At 55.7% G+C, this 18,754-nt stretch carries 20 protein-coding genes; 8 read left to right on the top strand and 12 right to left on the bottom strand.

The window, feature by feature from the left end:
• Positions 1-143: 143 nt before the first annotated feature.
• On the bottom strand, positions 144-1,154 hold the full coding sequence (locus ACGYK2_RS16890) for a DUF4365 domain-containing protein (RefSeq protein WP_394374407.1): 1,011 nt from the start codon (positions 1,152-1,154) through the stop codon (positions 144-146).
• A gap of 287 nt (positions 1,155-1,441) precedes the next feature.
• On the opposite strand from ACGYK2_RS16890, the gene ACGYK2_RS16885 reads away from it, so the two are divergent.
• Complete coding sequence (locus ACGYK2_RS16885) at positions 1,442-1,660, top strand: DUF1413 domain-containing protein (RefSeq protein ID WP_394374406.1); 219 nt, start codon at positions 1,442-1,444, stop codon at positions 1,658-1,660.
• Between the two features lie 111 nt (positions 1,661-1,771).
• Here ACGYK2_RS16885 and ACGYK2_RS16880 read toward each other — a convergent pair whose 3' ends face one another.
• Entirely contained in the window at positions 1,772-2,695 is a 924-nt protein-coding gene (locus ACGYK2_RS16880; RefSeq protein WP_394374405.1) for a DUF5677 domain-containing protein, read from the bottom strand.
• A 433-nt stretch (positions 2,696-3,128) separates the two neighbouring features.
• On the opposite strand from ACGYK2_RS16880, the gene ACGYK2_RS16875 reads away from it, so the two are divergent.
• The 7 genes from ACGYK2_RS16875 (at position 3,129) to ACGYK2_RS16845 (ending at position 9,821) form a co-directional block, all read left to right on the top strand.
• A complete protein-coding gene (locus tag ACGYK2_RS16875) occupies positions 3,129-3,911 on the top strand; it encodes a dCTP deaminase domain-containing protein (RefSeq protein ID WP_394374404.1) in 783 nt (260 codons plus the stop codon).
• The gene (locus ACGYK2_RS16870; RefSeq protein WP_394374403.1) at positions 3,911-4,264 is read left to right on the top strand and encodes a MazG-like family protein; all 354 of its coding nucleotides are present in this window, start codon (positions 3,911-3,913) and stop codon (positions 4,262-4,264) included. Before ACGYK2_RS16875 ends, ACGYK2_RS16870 begins: the two co-directional genes overlap by 1 nt.
• The gene (locus ACGYK2_RS16865; RefSeq protein ID WP_394374402.1) at positions 4,233-5,234 is read left to right on the top strand and encodes a hypothetical protein; all 1,002 of its coding nucleotides are present in this window, start codon (positions 4,233-4,235) and stop codon (positions 5,232-5,234) included. Before ACGYK2_RS16870 ends, ACGYK2_RS16865 begins: the two co-directional genes overlap by 32 nt.
• A 283-nt stretch (positions 5,235-5,517) precedes the next feature.
• The gene (locus ACGYK2_RS16860; RefSeq protein WP_394374401.1) at positions 5,518-6,459 is read left to right on the top strand and encodes a toll/interleukin-1 receptor domain-containing protein; all 942 of its coding nucleotides are present in this window, start codon (positions 5,518-5,520) and stop codon (positions 6,457-6,459) included.
• Positions 6,460-7,491: 1,032 nt separating this feature from the next.
• Positions 7,492-8,379: a tyrosine-type recombinase/integrase gene (locus ACGYK2_RS16855; protein WP_394374400.1), complete on the top strand. Its 888-nt coding sequence runs from the start codon at positions 7,492-7,494 to the stop codon at positions 8,377-8,379.
• Between the two features lie 12 nt (positions 8,380-8,391).
• Positions 8,392-9,591: an IS91 family transposase gene (locus ACGYK2_RS16850; protein WP_394374399.1), complete on the top strand. Its 1,200-nt coding sequence runs from the start codon at positions 8,392-8,394 to the stop codon at positions 9,589-9,591.
• Positions 9,588-9,821: a hypothetical protein gene (locus tag ACGYK2_RS16845; RefSeq protein ID WP_394374398.1), complete on the top strand. Its 234-nt coding sequence runs from the start codon at positions 9,588-9,590 to the stop codon at positions 9,819-9,821. Before ACGYK2_RS16850 ends, ACGYK2_RS16845 begins: the two co-directional genes overlap by 4 nt.
• Positions 9,822-10,094: 273 nt before the next feature.
• Here ACGYK2_RS16845 and ACGYK2_RS16840 read toward each other — a convergent pair whose 3' ends face one another.
• From ACGYK2_RS16840 to ACGYK2_RS16795, 10 genes are all read right to left on the bottom strand, one after another.
• Complete coding sequence (locus tag ACGYK2_RS16840; protein WP_276155437.1) at positions 10,095-10,520, bottom strand: response regulator; 426 nt, start codon at positions 10,518-10,520, stop codon at positions 10,095-10,097.
• Complete coding sequence (locus ACGYK2_RS16835; RefSeq protein WP_394374397.1) at positions 10,486-11,916, bottom strand: sensor histidine kinase; 1,431 nt, start codon at positions 11,914-11,916, stop codon at positions 10,486-10,488. The genes ACGYK2_RS16840 and ACGYK2_RS16835 overlap by 35 nt, the downstream gene beginning before the upstream one ends.
• A gap of 320 nt (positions 11,917-12,236) precedes the next feature.
• Positions 12,237-12,668 carry a glyoxalase superfamily protein gene (locus ACGYK2_RS16830; RefSeq protein WP_394374396.1) on the bottom strand — a complete coding sequence of 144 codons (432 nt, stop codon included), beginning with the start codon at positions 12,666-12,668 and terminating at the stop codon, positions 12,237-12,239.
• A complete protein-coding gene (locus tag ACGYK2_RS16825) occupies positions 12,665-14,056 on the bottom strand; it encodes an MATE family efflux transporter (RefSeq protein ID WP_394374395.1) in 1,392 nt (463 codons plus the stop codon). The genes ACGYK2_RS16830 and ACGYK2_RS16825 overlap by 4 nt, the downstream gene beginning before the upstream one ends.
• Before the next feature lie 534 nt (positions 14,057-14,590).
• Positions 14,591-15,937 carry a dihydrolipoyl dehydrogenase family protein gene (locus tag ACGYK2_RS16820; RefSeq protein ID WP_394374394.1) on the bottom strand — a complete coding sequence of 449 codons (1,347 nt, stop codon included), beginning with the start codon at positions 15,935-15,937 and terminating at the stop codon, positions 14,591-14,593.
• Between the two features lie 45 nt (positions 15,938-15,982).
• Positions 15,983-16,345: a hypothetical protein gene (locus ACGYK2_RS16815; RefSeq protein ID WP_209219486.1), complete on the bottom strand. Its 363-nt coding sequence runs from the start codon at positions 16,343-16,345 to the stop codon at positions 15,983-15,985.
• 4 nt (positions 16,346-16,349) lie between these two features.
• On the bottom strand, positions 16,350-17,765 hold the full coding sequence (merA, locus tag ACGYK2_RS16810) for a mercury(II) reductase (RefSeq protein WP_209219485.1): 1,416 nt from the start codon (positions 17,763-17,765) through the stop codon (positions 16,350-16,352).
• Positions 17,762-17,998, bottom strand: coding sequence for a mercury resistance system transport protein MerF (gene merF, locus ACGYK2_RS16805; protein ID WP_242406962.1), 237 nt, complete (start codon positions 17,996-17,998; stop codon positions 17,762-17,764). Before merF ends, merA begins: the two co-directional genes overlap by 4 nt.
• Positions 17,995-18,291 (bottom strand): heavy-metal-associated domain-containing protein, encoded by a 297-nt coding sequence (locus ACGYK2_RS16800; RefSeq protein ID WP_209219484.1) that lies wholly within the window; start codon positions 18,289-18,291, stop codon positions 17,995-17,997. Before ACGYK2_RS16800 ends, merF begins: the two co-directional genes overlap by 4 nt.
• Positions 18,292-18,305: 14 nt before the next feature.
• Positions 18,306-18,707: a mercuric transporter MerT family protein gene (locus ACGYK2_RS16795; protein ID WP_394374408.1), complete on the bottom strand. Its 402-nt coding sequence runs from the start codon at positions 18,705-18,707 to the stop codon at positions 18,306-18,308.
• Positions 18,708-18,754 lie beyond the last annotated feature (47 nt).

The following is an 18,754-nucleotide window of genomic DNA, read 5'->3' as shown; positions in this document are numbered from 1 at the left end:
CATAAACCACGACGCATAACTGAGGGTGGGTCAAATCTCGGTGAAAATACCGGGTCAGTTCTCAGTGACAATCAACAACGTTAGCAATTTCGGTGATTGCTTCCGTAAAAAAGCATAATTGATTAAGATTCACAGCACGACGCTCAAGTCTTAATCTCGCGGAAATGAGGCTCTTCACCGCTCCCAAGTTGCCCCATATATGTGGGCAGAAACCACTCGCGCACGATATCTTCGAAAGTCTGTCCAATGGCGGAAAACTGCTCCCATGACATTGAGCAAAGATGATGGAATTGCATCAGCGGTGTGAGGGCTTCGTCGTCGCCTTTGAGGAAGGCGTCAATCCCGCGCGAAATGAGACCAAGCGTGTCAGTGTCAATGTTCTTAATTATAAGGTCCAGCCTAACTTTGTAATCCCGCATTAGCTGCCACGGAATATCTCTCTCCCAGACCGGCATCGCTCGCAGACGGCGTGCAAACCTATCGATCATTGCGAAGTTGTCGGGTAACTTCTCCACGTGTTCGTGGTTCGCCAGCTCCTGAAGTATCCACCGAGCTTCGCGATACTGAAACTGAGCGAGGTTAAACATGCCGTAGAGTTTCGCAGGGGTGGCGTAGAAACGCATTACTTGCAGCGCCCTCGGCTCGGTAAGCTTGTTCCCAGCGGGAATCAGCACGGTAATGGTGGCCTGTTTGCTGAGATCGATTCCGCGTGGTTCGATAATCTTATCATAGTAGTCAGTCAGGCAAACGTAATAAACTTCGTCCTCTATGAGATCGCAGACGAAAAGCATGAGAGGGGTCGAGGGCCCCATAAGACGAGCGTGGTCGATCGTATCACTGTCGACAACATAGCGTATTACATCGAGTTCATGCTCGGCCTCTCGGTCTTGCAAATCAGAACCCTTTTCGACATTTCCCCGTGGCCTAATCGGTTCGGTTCCGCGCTTCAGAGAAGTCGTTGATTTGAGTTGCACGAATAGGAACTCTCCCATCGTCGGGATCTGCTGTCCTTCCCGCTCAAAGACTTCAATGGTCACATCAACGCCGTAGTCCGGATGCAGCTTGCGGATGACCCATTCTTCGGGAAGCAGTGCGGAGACCAGAACTTCGGAGGCGTCTTCCTTCAGATGATTATCGACGCGGCGCTTAGCCATTGTGGAATCCCCAAGATTGTCGACCCTTGCTGGCTCAGGCGCTTTGTGGAATGCAAGCGATCCACAGAGGTTTGCACCAGGAACCGATTTATCCCGCAGTAAGGTGAAGCCATCGCGGGGTAAAGCAGGATGTCGTCGCTACTCTATGAAGCAGCAATCTTTAATTCGGCCCGTTGCGGACATTGACCCTGCAACGTGCATGCTGCGGCGCAGCCCGTCAATGCAACCATTGGACAATATACCTGACACGCGGTAAGCGTGGACTTCCCTATTGGAAAGAAATGGTCTTGTTTGAAGCACTCAGAGAAACCATCGCACAACGGATAGCTGAGCTGGAAGCTGGAAGGCAGTTCAATCTTCGGGACTTGCTGGGAGACGAATGGCCCGACGGACAAGGTGCAGCCAGGCAGCTTGGCAAAGACTTTCGCGCCAACCTGCATGCGTTTCCCGGTGTTGCAGACGAAGGAAGAGACGGAGAAAATCTACGCTGGTATCGAAAGGCCTGAGCATTTTGTGCGGACCTCCCATCGCTGACGCTGGTTGACGAGTGAGTTTTCTGCGGTGCAGCCGTCAAACCGGTCGTTCGCTGAGATCGCATAGTCTTTGTTCAAGTGAACTCACACATTCGGCCATTCTTTTGGCGCAAGGTAGTTCTCATGCGCCTGATCAAGAGCACGTAACCGGACCGCCAAATCGTTCAGGTGCTCCTGCACGGCTTCTTGCAACTCCGGACTGCCAACAAAACCAAAATAGTCGTCTATTGCAAAGATGCTCAATGTTGCCAACGCCGAAATCAATTGAGGTCGTGGATACCCCCACTCAATTTTAGGTGAAAATAGTCCATCACCTTCAGTTTGAAGACAGTGTGAGTAGATATCGCCCCAAGCGCCGTGGATACTCTGAGACGGACCGGAGAAGGCGGCAAGATAAGCGTCCTCCATCCCCAAGTCACTTGCCTTTTCATACAGATTTTTACCACCCCAGTTTCGTTCCGTGGGTCCGGCAAAGTCTTCCGGGCTAAGACCCGCACTTGAAAAAGCCCGATCGATCGACTTCATCATTCGGTCCTCGATAGGCAAAATCAACCCGCCGCGTGTCGCAATGTTTTGATCAATCTTTGTTCTAAGTTTGATCTCGTGTTTGAACGAGTTCTTTACGTAGGATGCGACGAGCTCTTGGCTGAAGTATTTAATGAGATAGCGTATCGTGACGACCGTCTCGAATACTAATCGAGCGAAGATGAAACTGGTCTCGCGCCGTCTCTGAACCGTTTGATCGAGGAAGGCAGAGATCATCTTGTAAAGGCGGACCAAATTTCCACCTATGGCTGCGGTGTCTCGATCCCATTTTTCGTGTTCTCCGAGCGTGTTTGCTGCGATGCAAACATAAGAACCCGCTTCAATTAGCAACGACACTCCCAGTCCGATGAAGTCATCTTCATTGGTAAACGCCGCAAGTTCATCTTCACTGACCGTCAGCTTCTCTATTTCTTCGAATGCCCTGAGCAAAGGATAATTTTTCCCTCCTGTCCCATCGTTCATGTTGGTGCCTGTGTTTCTTTTGCATCTGGTTTTCGTGGGTGCAGGCCTTTTTATGCGACGTTCACGCCTTGGGCCATCCGCAATCAAAGGTCCGCTCTTAGCCTTGGCTCCGAGAGCTTCGCGATCTCAGAAAAAGTCTGCTTTCCGCCCTTTGTGTAGGCTGCCACGAAGAACGGCCCTGACCTGACGTTGCGGCGCTGCTCCGCGAGTGACCGACCCAGCCCAGCCGCTGCGATATGTGTCGCCACGGGTAGAGATGCAGGCTCTAAATTATTAGTGCGTTCGATCTCTGGATGCGGCAAGAACCTCCATCCGGTAGTTTAGTCACACTTGGCCCTGGAAGGAAGTAGGGCCTTGCTCGGACTTTTGGACATGTTAGTGATAAGTAAGCTTTTTTACGAGAATATTAAACGAAATATTAGGTTACAACGCGATGACGACCCTGAGCAACGTGGATCTTGAAGGTGAAATGAAGTCGGGCAGGCTGCTGACTGGTATCGACGAAAAAATGGTTGAGGGCTCCAGCTACCAGCTTCGATTGGGCGACGTCTATTATGACCTTTCCGAAAACGGAAAACGGTTTGAGCTTGCAGCAGGCCAGAAAGTTCTCATAAAGCCAGGCCATCGCGTGGTTTTGATTACCCAAGAAGAATTTGATGTCCCCCCTGACATGGTATCTCGAGTTGTGAGCAAGGGATCTTTATTCAGCGTGGGACTAAGTCCCGTTGCAACTTACGCGGATCCAGGATTTTCAGGAAGGCTGGGCATCGTAACGCAAAACTTCAGCAATCATTATATAGAATTGTCGCAGGGTGAACCCATAGCGAAAGCAGACTTCACCAAACTCAGTCAGCCATCGACAAAGCTATACAAAGGTCAACATGGCTTTCAGGCAGAGATTTGGCCGATAAAAACACATATGCAAAAATCCCACAAAGAAGTATCGCACGATAAGCGAGTCTTCTCAGAGCAAAAAGAAGCGCTGGCCTTATTGCCAGAAGCTACTCGAGTGATAATTCGCCGGCTCGAGACCAGGGTGCTTTGGCTGTTTGCAGTTCTTATGCTTGCGATAGGCCTCAACGGACTTACTCTTTATCTTGTTGAAACCGAGAGTGAATTCCTCGATCACCTATATGGTGTAATGGGAAGTCTGGTAGCATCAGGAATTATTGCCGTTTTGGCCTTCGGTGTTGCCTTCTTTAGAAGGACGAAATGATGGATCTATCGAAAATTGCCCAGATTCAGATTGAAGCGGATGTTAGACGGGGTTTCTCGAAAGAGTTGAGGACCGATGCGGAACGCATAGAACAGCTCATGCGAGACACAGTGGGGCTTGCTGGGGAGGTTGGTGAGTTCGCTAACCTTCTAAAGAAGGCTGATTTAACGTCACGAATTGAAGGATATGATGGTGTGTCTATCGATGCCGCATCTGCGGAGCTTCGAGAGGAACTCGCTGACGCCATGATCTATATTATAAGACTTGCGAGCGCATTGGGTGGCGATATCGAAAGTGAACTCCTCAAAAAAATATCGAAAAATGATGAACGTTACCGCCACCTTGAAAAATAGACGGACTTTCTTTCTTGGGGTCAACACTGGATTCATCTACGACGGCGTTCCAGACGACCACTTTTTGGAGTTCTACAAAAGCCGAAGTTCGCCAGATTTACACTGCGCAATTATTGGAAATGTTGTGGTGCCCGGTGGGTTTGGCACCAATGCGCAAACACCTGAATTGTCAGAGAGTCTTCGATGGACGTGGGTCGCAGATGCAATTGCACGCGCAGGCTCCGTCCCTGGAATTCAACTTGCCACGACTTGGCCCAAATACTTCGGTCAACGGGGATTTGTATCCAGTGAGCCAAACCAGACGATCAAAGCTGCGCGCAAGCTTATTGCGAGCATGACGCGAGGAAACATCACTGATATTCTAAGTAAATTCGAGCTCGCTGCTCAAATGGCAGTCGACCACGGATACGGACACATTCAAATACATGCAGCGCACGGGTATCTACCAAACCTGCTTCTTGACCGCAATCTCAATTCGCTTTCTGGCTATGCTCAAGAGAGAATGGCTAAATTGGCAGAATCTTTGCATGCCCAAAACATCGAAACATCGGTTCGCTGGTCGATGCGAACTGGAAACCCTGAGCTTGATCGGAGGGGGGTTTTAGAAAGCTCCGCAGATATTGCTTCACTTCATTTTGGTTTCGTGGATTTGTCCTCAGGCTACTACAATATTGATAAGAGGCTAATATATCCTTCGACGGGCGTTTATATTTCACAGAGGCACGCGGATAGTATGCAGATTGCGCGGGCTTTTCCTGAACAGAGGTTTATCGTTTCTGGGAAAATTTCAGAATTTTCGGGTGATCTTCCGGAGAATGTTGATTTGGGCGTATGTCGCGACCTGATCGCCAACCCCAAATTCCTAAAGGACTGGAAGAATGGATGCCGCAATCGAGGGAAGTGCCACTACTACTCAAGAGGTTCCGATAGTATGACATGTCCGACTTGGAAGGAGAACGTCGCAGTATAAAACTAAAAAGTGCAACCTTCTTAATCCGGACATTCGTGCACTGTGCGGCGGAGGTCGGCAATCCGCCCTTCTTGCCGAGGAGCGCGAACGGCCCAAACCTGCCCTGCCGTTGACCGACCGGACATCCGTGCGACGCCTCTGCTTCAAAGCAGCCATTTGCTTTCATACCAGGATTTGCAATCTACACGACGCTATGTCACCTCGAAGAATTACTTGTGGTTGTTGCGGATCAAACGGACATGTGTACTATGAGAGCAAAATTTGAACATACAAAGTAGAGAAAATGCGGGCATTTATTTCCTATTCCCACCGAGACAAGGGTGCGCTTGAACGGCTCCACGTCCACCTAAAAAATCTGATCCGTGATGGGCATATTGAGACGTGGTATGACCGCGATATTCTGGCAGGCAGTGGACTGGATGCCGAGATCGAACGAGAATTAGAAGCAGCCGACCTCTTTCTGCTTATAGTTAGCCCAGACTTCATCGCGTCTGACTACTGCGTTGAGCGGGAAATGAAGCGAGCACTTGAACGTCATGCAGCCGGGAATGCTCGCGTAGTACCAATCATCGTGGAAGAATGCGACTGGAAGGCGATGGGTGATTTGCGGCAACTTAAGGCCGTGCCGACAGACGGCAAAGCTATCAGTGAATGGGCCAACCCAAATACAGCCTACCTGAACGTGGTCCAAGAATTGCGTCGGATCATCGAAATCGAGCGCGCCCCAGCCTCTGTGGCGAAGGTCGCACCAGAGCCCGAAGCCGTCCCTCCCGCAACGGCGCGTTATCGTGCAAGAAAAGACTTTGACGAGATCGATAGAAGCGACTTCCGTGAGGCGGCATTTGACACAATCAAAGACTACTTTCGGCGCGCGACCGGGGAGATTGATTCAATAGACGGATTGCGTGGTCGCTTTACGGATAGGGGCACAACCTCCTTTGCTGCAACGGTTGTGAACGGCGGACAACGCGATGGGGCGGCCCACATTACTGTGCATTGCCGCAATGCGCGCATAGCTTTGGGTGATATCTACTATTCGTTTGACGAGAATGGTGGTGAAAATACCGCAAATGGTGGCTTTAACCTCTCAGCGGATGACTACGAGTTGTTCCTGGTGAGAACAATGACTATTTTCGGCAACGCTGATGAAAAGCTGGCGCCAGAGCAGGCTGCGGAAATGCTCTGGAATGAGTTCATTGGAAACGCGGGCATCAGTTATGACTGAGCGCGTCCGTTTTCGGTGCAAAAACTGCGGGCACCGTTTCGAAATCGAGGTGCTCGATGAAAACGAGCGCCTCGACGCCCGTCGAGAAAACCGACCGACAAATGCAGTTCATTGTCCCCAGTGCCAGCGCACTGACATTCGCCGAGGGTGGGATTGAAGACGTTTCAGATCAAGCCAAGCTTTCTATCTTTTGCGTGAATTGTGCTGTCGCGCATTAGCCATTATGTTTAATCCGGAGAATTGAAATTGCTGTCACCCAGTGAGTTTACAGTTGGAAAAGCAGGAACTGTTAAGCCTTTAAGCCTCATAATTCCAACTAACAAGTACGAAGAGACAATTATTGTTGGGCGAATAGATAACGAACCTACGGCTGTATTTCTTTCGGGGCAGTTTAGATCACACTACTTTGAAAGCAAAGGAAACGAAAGCTGGGGTGGTATAATTATCCCGGATGTACGAATAGAGGTTGATGAGACGAGCTCAGTGGACGCGACCCGCACTGACACGCCTCCCATTTCTGTGATTAGAATAGAGACGAGGCTCGTTGTCGCGGCGCGGAACGAGAGATCATTCGGCCGCTCCACTCTTGTCACGCTGCATGACGGCCTTGTGTCGGCAGGTGCTTTTCAAGCAGAGTTTAGGAACTGGCAGATCGTTATCGGAGACAGGCAAGAGAAGCGCGTTCTATGGTCAACTATGAACGACTGTGGAGCTTAGTAAGTAAAACGGGCTCTGAGAGCGGAATGACCGGGTTAGTGGTCTGGCAGTATCCGACCGTCGCGTTTGGTGCAGTCGGACAACCATTTCCGCAAACTCGCTTTGCAAGGGTTGCACGCTGATCTCGTGCTTGCATTAAATATCTGCTACCCGCCCTCTGTTTCTGTTTGACATGAACGGCCCATGGACTAAGCCGCTCCGCGGCAATGGCGCTTGCGGCTGATGGATTGAGCCCTCCGTAACAGCGCGCATTTTGCGATCTGACTGACTTGTCTGACGATTGGGGCCTTCTCAATCAACCGACAGGAGGTTCCCATGCCAGAGGAGAGAGTAACCCCGCTGCGCCAGCGGATGATCGATGACATGCGCATCCGTGGGATGGGCGAGAAGGCGCAGAAGTCCCACATCCGGGCGATCAAGGACTTCGCGGCCTTTCTTGGGCGGCCCCCCGACACGGCGACACCGGAAGATCTGCGCGCGTATCAGCTGCACATGACAGACAGCGGGGTGACCTCGTCGACGTTCAACGTGCGGATCGTGGCGCTGCGGTTCTTCTTCAGCATGACCTGCGGGCGGGAGGAGATGAAGCGCTACATGCAATTCCGCACCGAACCGCGCAAGCTGCCCGTGGTTTTCAGCGTCGAGGAGGTGTCCGACATCCTGATGGCAGCACCCGGACCGGGGCTGAAGTATCGGGCCGCGCTCAGCATCTCTTACGGCGCAGGACTTCGGGCGTCCGAGGTCTGCAATCTCAAGATCAGCGATATCGACAGCGACCGGATGCTGATCCATGTCGAGTTGGGCAAGGGTCAGAAGGACCGTAAGGTGATGCTGTCACCCGGCTTGCTGGAGTTGCTAAGGGCCTGGTGGCGCGAGGCACGTCCCGAAGGCTGGCTGTTTCCCGGCAAGCCGAAGATCAACCCGATTTCGCCGCGTCAGTTAAGCCGCGCTTTCACCTCAGCCAAGCATATGGCAGGGGTCAAGAAGCCGGCGACATTGCACACGTTGCGACACAGTTTTGCCACCCACCTTTTGGAGGCAAACACCGACGTGCGGGTTATTCAGGTGCTGCTCGGCCACGCCAAGCTGACGACCACTGCGCGATACACTCATGTGGCCACCAAGACGATCCGCGACACTGTCAGCCCCTACGAGATGCTGGCCAAATTGCAGGATCAGACGGTGAAGCGAAGTCTGGAGTGACCGGGCGCCGGGGTGCCCCGGACCGAACTGGAGATTGCTGATATCTTCCGCACCCATGGGCCTGCGTGGCGGCTGGCCAATGCGGGGCATGTCAGCCTCTCCCAGTTGAAGGTGATGTCGTCGATCGAGGCCTGCCGGACTGAGGCTCTTGGCGGGCATGTGGCTGGCTGTGCCACATGCGGCCACCATCACATCGCTTATAACTCCTGCAAGAACCGGCACTGCCCGAAGTGCCAGGGACCGGCCGCGCGCGACTGGATGGAGGCACGGGCCAAAGATCTGCTGCCCGTGGAATATTTCCACGTCGTCTTCACCCTGCCAGCTGAGATCGCGCAGATCGCCTATTGGAACAAGAAGGCGATCTATGGCTTGCTGTTCAAGGCGTCGGCCAAGACCATCATGAACATCGCGGCCGACCGCAAGCGCATGGGCGTGCGAGTGGGCATGACCAGCGTGCTGCACACATGGGGATCGGCACTGACCCATCATCCGCATATCCATATGATCGTCCCCGGCGGCGGCCTGTCGCCGGACGGCACCAAATGGGTCGCCAGCAAGCCTGGGTTCTTCTTGCATGTGCGCGTGCTGTCGCGCCTGTTCCGCCGCCTCTTTCTGGACGGGCTCGTGGCGCTGCACCAAGCCGGAGACCTGGCTTTCTATGGGGACTTGGAGCGACTGGCGCAGACGGACGCCTTCACCACCTGGCTCACCCCTTTCCGCAAATCCGAATGGGTGGTCTATTCCAAGCCGCCCTTTGGCGGCCCAGAGGCCGTGCTTGCCTACCTGAGCCGCTATACTCACCGCGTCGCCATCTCAAACCACCGCTTGGTCAGCGCTGATGCCGACACCGTCGTCTTCCGTTGGAAAGACTACCGCGTCAAAAATGGGGACCGCCAGAAGATCATGCGCTTAGCCACGCCTGAGTTCATCCGACGCTTTTTGATCCACGTCCTTCCTGACGGGTTCCACCGGATCCGCCACTACGGCCTGCTGGCCAGCAGCGCTCGCAAAGCTAATCTCACAAAAATCCGCAAACTGCTCTGCGTCCAACCACCAGATCAGGCAGATGTCCAAGACGCTGAGCCAGACGTCACCCCGCTCACGCTGCGTGAACCATGCCCATGCTGCGGGGGACCCATGCGCATCATCGAGATCTTTCGTCGCGGGCAGAAACCGATGTCACGCGCGCCACCACGGGAGCAGGCCGCATGACCGACCGCCTGTCACAGATCATCAACCCACGCTGGCTGGTCCGTGCAGAACCGGACCAAGCCACCTGCGCCGATCAGGTATCAGCAGGTTCCCAAACCACAAATTCACCCAGCCCGGCGGGCAGCGCTTGGCGACTGGGCTGGGAAGCCCGCATCTGCAGCCTCGTGCAAAAGGCCAAACGGCCCGCTGAAACAGCCGTCGTCTCGATCGTCAGCGAACTTTACCCATAGCATCACCAAGACCCTCGCGGCTTCGACCTTGGGAGGTTTTCCAACGCGGGTCGTCCGCCCGCCAAGACGCGAACCTCACGCCGCGACCCGCATCAGAAAACCTTCACCTTACCAGACATTGACGACTGGACGTCACGCCGCAGTGCAGCTTCCCCAAAGCGGACATTGCCGAAGATGTGCAGTATTTACGAGGTTCCATGACCGTAATGCGGGACTTTGCTGCCGTTCGAGTTTTGGCTGTTAAGGTCCGCTTTATGCGGTTTGCGATAGCCGTCATTCGTCCTTGGGGCTACCTGAGATATTCGCGGTTCCGATTGCGCGACCAAGTTCACCCGAAAGCAGCGGCTTCGAAAGCATTGCGTCCGGACGAATCGCTGCTTTCTCTTCGTCGGTAACTTGGTGCAGGCTCCCGCTCACGATGATGGACGGAATATCCATCTCACGACGAAGCACCAACGCTACATCCTGCCCGCGGCTCCCATCGGCAAGCTGAAGATCGACGATTGCAAGATCAGGAACGGAATCTCGGGCCATCTGGATCGCCTTTGACGCAGTCGCGGCGATGCCGACGACGTCATGTCCCAGTTCACCAAGCTGCCCTTCCAAATCAAGCGCGATGAAGATGTTGTCTTCAACCACGAGAACTTTCAGAGTGGCGGCTCCCTCATTCGGGAAAAAGGATTTTTGTCCGCCAGCCATTCTTACTCTCTATCTCGATTGTTCCACCCAGTTGCGATGCCATTCCCTCAATCAAACGCTGACCGAGACCTGACGATGGTGCCCTAATGTCCGAACGATCGGTAGCCCGGTTTGTTCCGTCGTCTGCAACCTCGAGAGTGATTGAGTCGTCGCCGTTACGCCGCAGACTGATGGTCACGGTGCCTTCTTCATCTGGTTCAAAGGCGTGCTTGAACGAGTTGGTGACCAGCTCGTTCACCGCCAGAGACAGCGTGACGGCCTTGTCGGTTGGAAGCCGGATTGGGTCCACGTCGAGTGTGATCCGGACACCCCCGCCTTCACCTGAAAGCGAAGCGTGAAGGTGCTCTTTCAACCGTTCCAGGTATCTGTCGATCTGGACCGAACGCACGTCTTCGTCCTCGTAGAGCGAGGCATGGATCGCCGCGACGGCGTTCACGCGCGCCGTAGCGGCCTTGAGCGATGCGCGCGCGGCCGCGTCCGTGGTCGCAGATGCCTCCAGGCTAAGAATGCTCGCAACCATCTGGAGAGAGTTCTTCACCCTGTGGTTAACCTCTGCGATCAGCACGTCACGCGCTTGGACCGCCTCGCGCAGGCTCTCTTCGCGTTCGCGGATCGATGTCACGTCAAGGACGATGCCGACGATCCTGACCTCATGCGTGTCCGGATTTCGGACAGACTCGCCATGGCCAATCGCCCATCGCACGGCCCCATCGGGGCGCACGATCCGGTAATCAAGTTTCAGGTCGGACCCTATGGTTCGGCTGGCCCGCCCGATCTCGGCTAAAGTCGTCTCAAGGTCATCGGGATGGATGCGGTCGAAAAACGCTTTTGCCGCTGTGACAGTCTCTCCTGCTTCAAAGCCGAACAGCGCATCCAATTGCGGCGAGCGGGTCAGCCTCCCGGAGGCCGGGTCGAGCTCGAAATAGCTGAGTTCCGCGCCGCGCATTGCAGCCCTTCGCTTCGCAGCGTCAGCGCGCTCCCCCAGAACGCTCCGCGTAACGTCTTCGGCTGTATGGATCACATGGGTGACGCGTTCGGGCTCGGATGTATCGGCGAAGACGGGTGAGTTCAGGATGCGCCAGTATCTTGTGCCGTAGCGGCCGTCGGCTTCTTGGACATCGTGCTGTCGCAATGGCATTTCCTGTGCCTTGCCTGTCGCGACAACTGCGTCTGTCGAGGCCTGCAATTCCGCCTCGGCGTCCGAGTTCGGGTCGTCTGGATTGGCTGGGAAGGCTTCGAAAACCCGGTTCCCGACCAGATCTTCTGGCTGGCGGCCCAGCATGGCGCAATAACGTTGGTTCGCCGCGACAATCCGGAGGTCTGGCGTAAACACCATCTGTGCCGACGCTGCCGCATCAAAAAAAACCCCCAGATCGATACGGCTCACTTCTTCCATTATGGCGTCCTTCTTGTAGCACGATTTAGCGGGAGCTCAGCCCAAATATGCAAGCTTAAGGAATGTCCGTCGTCGATTCCCTGCGTGATGTTGGAAAAACGGATACCAAACAAACTCTTGCGTGAACAAGGCGCGTTTGTAGGGCTGCTATATAGCTTTTCGATTGTCAGTAGCCCTGGAAGATGAGCACTGGTCTTGCTGCGACAAGTTCCAATGGCCGGTTCAAGGGGCGTCAGCTGAGGTCTACCTGGCGGACAGAGCTGCCGTTGGCTTCAATCGCGCCATCGGCCGCTTACGGGTTTAAGAACTGGAATTCACTTTCACCATAGATCAATCTGAAGATGCGCCTGCCCGTCGCTTGTCCGTTCGATCGAATGCCCTTTGGGGCCAATGACACCACGAATGCGCGAGCGGAAATTTGAGAAGCCATCGAATGTGACAACGTCTACGGCTTCATCCAAGTGCAGCTCCAACCGGAACCACTCTGGTTTCAGGGTCGAAATAGAGACCACATGCCCCGTGAACGGTTGCGACAGATACGTTCCGCTGACTTTGTCACCGATGGCCCAGCCCTTGAGGGGCGCGTTGCCGATGGCGGCAACCATCGTGTTCCAATCGCTGAAGCCGTGCTGGTCGGCGACCAATTCGAGGGATTTGGCATGGCCAATTGATGTCCCGTCCTCGGCCATTTTTGCCCGCAAACGCTTTGCTTTATTCTTGGCTTTCGCAGCGGATGGAAGTTGCGGGTTCATAGAGCTTCTCCTTCTTTGGTATGGAAAATACCCCATTTCAAGCTTTGGTCCTGTGCGGCGAGCCTGAGCACTACAGCCGTCAAACCCAATAGCATGACTTCGGCCAACGGGCCCGCAATCCAGATCCCTATTTCACCGAACCAGACGGGCAACAAGAACGTCAATGGGATCGCAAATGCATAGGTTTTTGTGAGCCCCAGCAGAGCGGCCTTGCTCGCGGAGCCAATCGCTTGGAAATAGGTCGCGATCATCATCAACGGCCCCACCAGAAGGAAGACGCTGGCCATGACGGGGAGGATACGTGACACCTCGTCAATGACTGCGACATCTTCCACGAATGCGCTGGCGATCCGCCTCGGCATGCTCATCACGACAATCTGCACTACTGCGCAATAGATAAACGCGACCCAAAGGGCCATGCGCAGGCTCGCATCCGACCTGTGCCAAAGGGCGGCGCCATAGTTGTTGCCCGTGACGGTTTGCATCGCGAAGGACAGCCCCAAGAGTGGCAGGAAGGTGAATGTAATGACCCGCGTGATAATGCCATATGCCGTGATCGTGTCGGCATAGCCCGGTCGGCCGACCCATTGCAGCGCGGTGATAATCGCCGCCGACCCAAGCGCAAGCCCGATGAAATTCAGGCTTTGCGGTGCGCCCAGGGCGAGGATTCGCCCCCATTTTCCGCACATGGAATGGGACAGCAGGTTCGCAGGACGCAGCGACGTTTCGCCAAACAAACGGAACGCAAGAATGACCGCAAACGCGAGCGCTTGTGCCGTCGCTGTCCCATAGGCTGACCCAGCAACGCCCATGTCCAGAATGGCGATCAGCACATAATTGAACCCTATGTTTGCAAGCGACACCAGCAGGCTCATCGCGGCCATAAAGCCCACGCGCCCTTCATTGCGCAGTGCGTCAGAATTGACCGACAACACGAACATCAGTGGGGAGAATAACACCGTGATCCGAAGGTAGACCAACCCCATCTGCGCTAAACTCTCTGACCCGCCAGCGGCGAGCAATGCAACGGGCTGGCCCAATAGGAGGAATAACACGATCAGGACCGCGCCCAATCCCACGGCCAGCCCATGTGCGCCTGCAAACGTCGCACGCGCACCGTCTATGTCGCCCGCGCCAAGGGACCGAGCCAGAAGGCTCGACATGCCGTTGGCAACAAGCGTGGAGAGCGCCACAATCATCATGTAAATCGGGAACATCAACGTAACCGCCGCCAGCGCATCAGGCCCGACGTAAATGCCCAAAAACAACGCATCTGCAAGGGACAGCAGCCCGTTCATCCCCATCACGAAAATGATCGGCAGCGCGGTCTTAAGGTAGATGGTGCCAAGCGGCCCATCGGTGAATGTATTGGTGGGGGTATCATTCATATCCCATATCTCTCTTGCCTGATCGCGAAGTTTGAGATGGGACCCGCATTACCATCCGCGCGATATACGGAAAGAAGTAGATAGAGAATTACGTCGCAGAACTTAACCAAGACAAATGTCAGCGGGAGGCAGGCGTCTACAGCCTGCATGCTGGCTAATCTGAAAACTTTCCGCGGTCAAGCGGTTTAGGAACATCCCATTCTGCAAAAGCCGACCTTCGCCGCGCAGCAAGAAATCGGTAAAGTTGGGCTCGAAGAGGACGTTAGCTGCAGCGAGCACCGAGGTCGGCAGAGCGGGACTTTGCTGCCGTTCGCTGCGGACGCACAGTTTCCGTTTCAGTTGAGAAGACCTCTTGGAGAAAGCGCCGAAAACCAGACCTTCGCTGCGGTTGCAAGACAGCCGACGGCGGCACCAATAGCAGACGCTCGCCAGACGCATTTGAGTTCTCCGATCATGGCCTCCGTTTGCTGACCGGAAGTTAGCCCTGCGCGCTCAAATACGCACAGTTTGGCAATTCTCTGAACCCTTGCGTTCCTAAAACATGGAACCGATATCCGATGCCCCCGTGGGATAGGCGGCCGGCATCGTCTTTACCTGGTCAACCGTAAGCCCCAACTTAATCGCCAGAGAAAAGATATTGATGAGTTCCGCGTAGTCCGGACCAAACATATGCGCGCCCAAGATTTTACCATTCTTGTCAGAGATGATCTTGGCACCTGCATGGGTCTCTCCCAATCGTTTCTGAGAGAACCAGTCGGATGTATCTGTGAATGATACCTCCACATCACCAGTCTCACGTGCTTCTTCCTCCAACATACCAACTCGGGCGAGTTCCGGAATGGTGAACGCCACGCTGGGGACGCCGGTATAGTCAGGTGCGGTTTGTTTGTTCTTCAGCATGTTTGACACGGCAATCTTGCCTTCGAAAACAGCCACCGGGGTCAATGGTTTCCCCGGGGAGGCCGCGGCATCACCAGCGGCATATACGCGTGGGTTAAATGTGGACTGGAGCCATGCTTCGACTTTGACGCCGCCTTGCTCAGTCTCAATGCCCGCAGCGCTTAGATCTAAGCAATCGACGGCAGGCACGCGCCCCGCGGCATGGACCACAAGGTCCGCCTCTTTGACATATGATTTGCCATCGACGCTATAGGTGACGCGCTCTACGTCACCCGCAGAGTCAATTCGGTCGGGCGCTGCATTGGCGATGATCTCAATCCCGACAGCACGGCTCCGCTCCAGCAGCATACCGACAAGAGCGGGGTCGAACATCTTCAGCTGCTGCTTGCCATGATCAAGAATGGTGACCTTGGCACCTGCTCGGGCAGCAATGTGGGCAAACTCGAAAGAGATGTATCCACCGCCCACGAATACGATGCGTTCGGGCAGGTTCGGCAGGTTCAAAAACTCGGTGCTGTCGATGAGCCGTTCGGCGCCGGGAAAGTCCAGAGGTCGCGGTTTGGCGCCTGTTGCGATCAATGCATGCTTGAAGGTAAACGCACCATGGCCTTCGATCTCAATCCGATCCTCTGCGGTAAAGCGCGCCGACCCATGCAGCGTTTTCACGCCAGCTTTCTTCAACCCGTCTTCCATGTTCTCCGGCACCGGATCGGTGAAGCTTTCTTTGTGTTTCATGAGCGCTGGCCAGTCGATCCGCGGGTCACCTGCAACGCCCTTGCCCTTGAGCAAACGAGCTGCGTCGATCGCCTCAGCCCCGGCCCTCAGCATTTTCTTCGGGTCGCAGCCCCGCAGCGCACAGGTGCCACCGTAGGGCAGTTCGTCCACAATGGCGGCGGACCATCCAGCCCCGGCTGCTTTTTTCGCGGCGTTGATCCCGGCCATGCCGGCGCCGATGACGATCAGATCAAGTGATTTGGTCATGAAGTGTCCTTGTAGTCGAGAGGCTGGAAGGCGTGTGTTTCAAGTTCAACGATATCGGCCAAGTATCCGTTCACTGAGCCACCAAATCCCGGTCGCGCCGACGCCGATCGTGAGCCCAAGCCAACGCCAACCGTCGCTGCCCAGTGGCAGCACGCCGACGCCGTAGGCCAACACCGGCAGCGCCATCACCAGTAGGAACGGCCCGGTGTAGCGGCAATGCACCCGGCCACAGCGCCGGGCATTGCGCAGGCAGGCGACGCCCATCCAAGCAAGTGCGACGACCCAGATTGCTGTTTTGGGGCCATCGGCAAGTGGGATCGCCAGAAGCATCGCGGCTATGGGAAGGCCCCACGCGAGCAGGCTGCCACGCCGGGTGCTCAGCCAATCATGGGTGGAGGGATCTGCCATGCCTTTACCCCGCGCAACAAGACAGGGCGGCCACGTCCTTCTCGAAAGTCTGTGCCGCCAGCTTCAAACCCTCGACGGTGGTCAGATAGGGCATGATCGTGTCGCCAAGCTCTTCGTAGGTCAGTCCTGCCTTCAGTGCCATCGCTGCGGTCTGGATGCTGTCGGCACCCTCCGGTGCGAGGATCTGTGCGCCGAGCAGCCGTTTGCTTCCCGCTTCGGCCACCAGCTTGATCAACCCGCGTGTGTCGCGGGCCGCTAAGGCCCGTGGCACGGCATCCAGCGGCAGAACGGAGGTCAGCACTTCATGGCCAGCAGCGCGGGCCTGCGCTTCGCTGAGACCGACGCCTGCCACCTGCGGATCGGAAAACACGACCCAAGGCATGGTGGCATTGTCATAGCTGCGGGTCTCACCCGCCACCGCATTGCGCGCCGCGATCTTGGCGCCATAGGCGGCCATATAGACAAACTGGTCACGGCCCGTGACATCGCCCGCCGCCCAGATATTTTGATTGCCGGTGCGCATTTGAGGATCGGTCTGAATGCCGCCCCGCGCATCCACTGCAACTCCAGCAGCCGCGAGGTTCAGCCCGTCTGTGTTTGGCACACGGCCGGTTGCGCGCACGAGCCGTTCCGATGTCAGTGCTTGGCCATCCGAGAGATGCAGCGTGATTTGGTTGTCACCGTTCGAAATGCGATCATAGCCATTAGCGCGCACCACACGGATGCCCTCATCGCCCAAGTAACCTGCCAGCGCCTCTGACACTTCCGGTTCTGCCTCGGGCAAGACACCTCGGCGGCTGACCAGCGTCACGGCAACACCGGCTCGCGCAAAAAGCTGCGCCAGTTCCACGCCGATGTAGCCTGCTCCAAGGACGATCATGGAGGCCGGAAGAGCGCTCAGTTCCAGTGCTGTTGTGCTGTCGAGGGTGTCGACGTCCTCGATCCCCGGGATTGCAGGCACATGGGGGCGAGAGCCCGTGGCAATGATGACCTTTGCTGCCGGGAAGAGACTGCCATCAACCGTCAACTTGCCATCATCATTGAATGTCGCGCGGCCTTCGACGTAGGCGACATTCTCATGCCGGGGCAGAACATCTGCATATTTCGCCGCACGCAATTCTTCGACCAACGCCTGTTTTTGCGCGACAGTCGCCGCCCAGTCGGTCATGTGGGCTTCAGCCTCTATCCCATCAAACCGAGCCGCAGCACCCGCATGATGCAGGCTCTCAACCGCGCGGATCAACGCCTTGGACGGCACGCAGCCCACGTTGACACAGGTGCCACCAATGGTGCCCGCGCCGATGAGCGCCACCCGCGCGCCGGTTTCAGCCGCAGTGATGGCGGCAGAAAAGCCTGCGGAACCGGCGCCGATCACGGCAAGGTCATAAGATTTCCTCTGGGGGGATTTAGTGTCTTTCATGATGATCTCTCTGAATCGCGGCGCTTCCAAAGCGCGTAAATTGTGATGCCGATGAAGATGGCGAGCGCCGGCAACAGCACGTAATCAAGCCAGCCCAGCAGAGCCGACAGCCCAACAGCGCCGAACAGGATCACCAGCACGGGCGTGAAACAGCAAAGGGCGACGATGACCGTGCCAATGAGCCCAAACTTGAGCAGGCCACTCTGGGTGTCGGAACCCTCCACGCCGCTCACGATCCGCTCTCTGCATCCAAGGCAGCGCGATAGCCGACGGCCGTCACAGCGGCGACAATGGCCTGCGGGTCTGTCAGCGCATCATCGTAGCGTAGAACATAGAGGCCATTTTCTGCCTCGCCTGCGATAAACTCATGCACTTCGACGCTGTCCAAGCGCTTCATGGCAGTGGCGACGATATAGCTGCAAGAGGGGCAAGTGAGCCCCTCAACAGCAATGCGCGTAGTCGCTTCTGCGGCCAATGTTGCGCTGGCAGAGAGGATAAGCGCAGCGGTAGAGATGAGCAGCTTCATAGGAGACCTCATGGTCAGAATGTCAAAAGGAAGGGCGAGAATATTGGAAAGACAAGCGCAAGAAGCGCGATAATCAAAGCGCCCCAGAGCACGCCACGCATCAGCCCGCGGTCGACCGGACGCGCGCAGGTGCCGTCTGTGCAAGCATCCTTCGGCACCGGACGATAGGCTTTCCAAAACCCATAGGCGAGCGCGAGCGTTGCGAGGCTGAAGGTCACCCATTTGTAGGCATAGAGCGCGGTAAGTTGACCGATGAAGACCCCGGTGACGCCAAAGCTGACCAATACCAACGGCAGAATGCAGCAAGATGTCATGGCCAATGCTCCGAACACACCGGCGCCGGTGGCCAGCCAGCCGGAGCGATCTTCATGTTCGGTCGGGGTCGTAGGGGTGTGACCTGTCATCGCGGTGCTCATGGTTGCCTTCGTCATGACAGGCAAGATAGGGTCTGTAGCAACTACAG

This window comes from Sulfitobacter sp. 1A10359, assembly GCF_043558145.1.
GTDB lineage: Bacteria > Pseudomonadota > Alphaproteobacteria > Rhodobacterales > Rhodobacteraceae > Sulfitobacter > Sulfitobacter faviae.
Note: the sequence above shows the minus strand (reverse complement) of the source record. Positions and strands in the feature narration are given on the sequence as shown.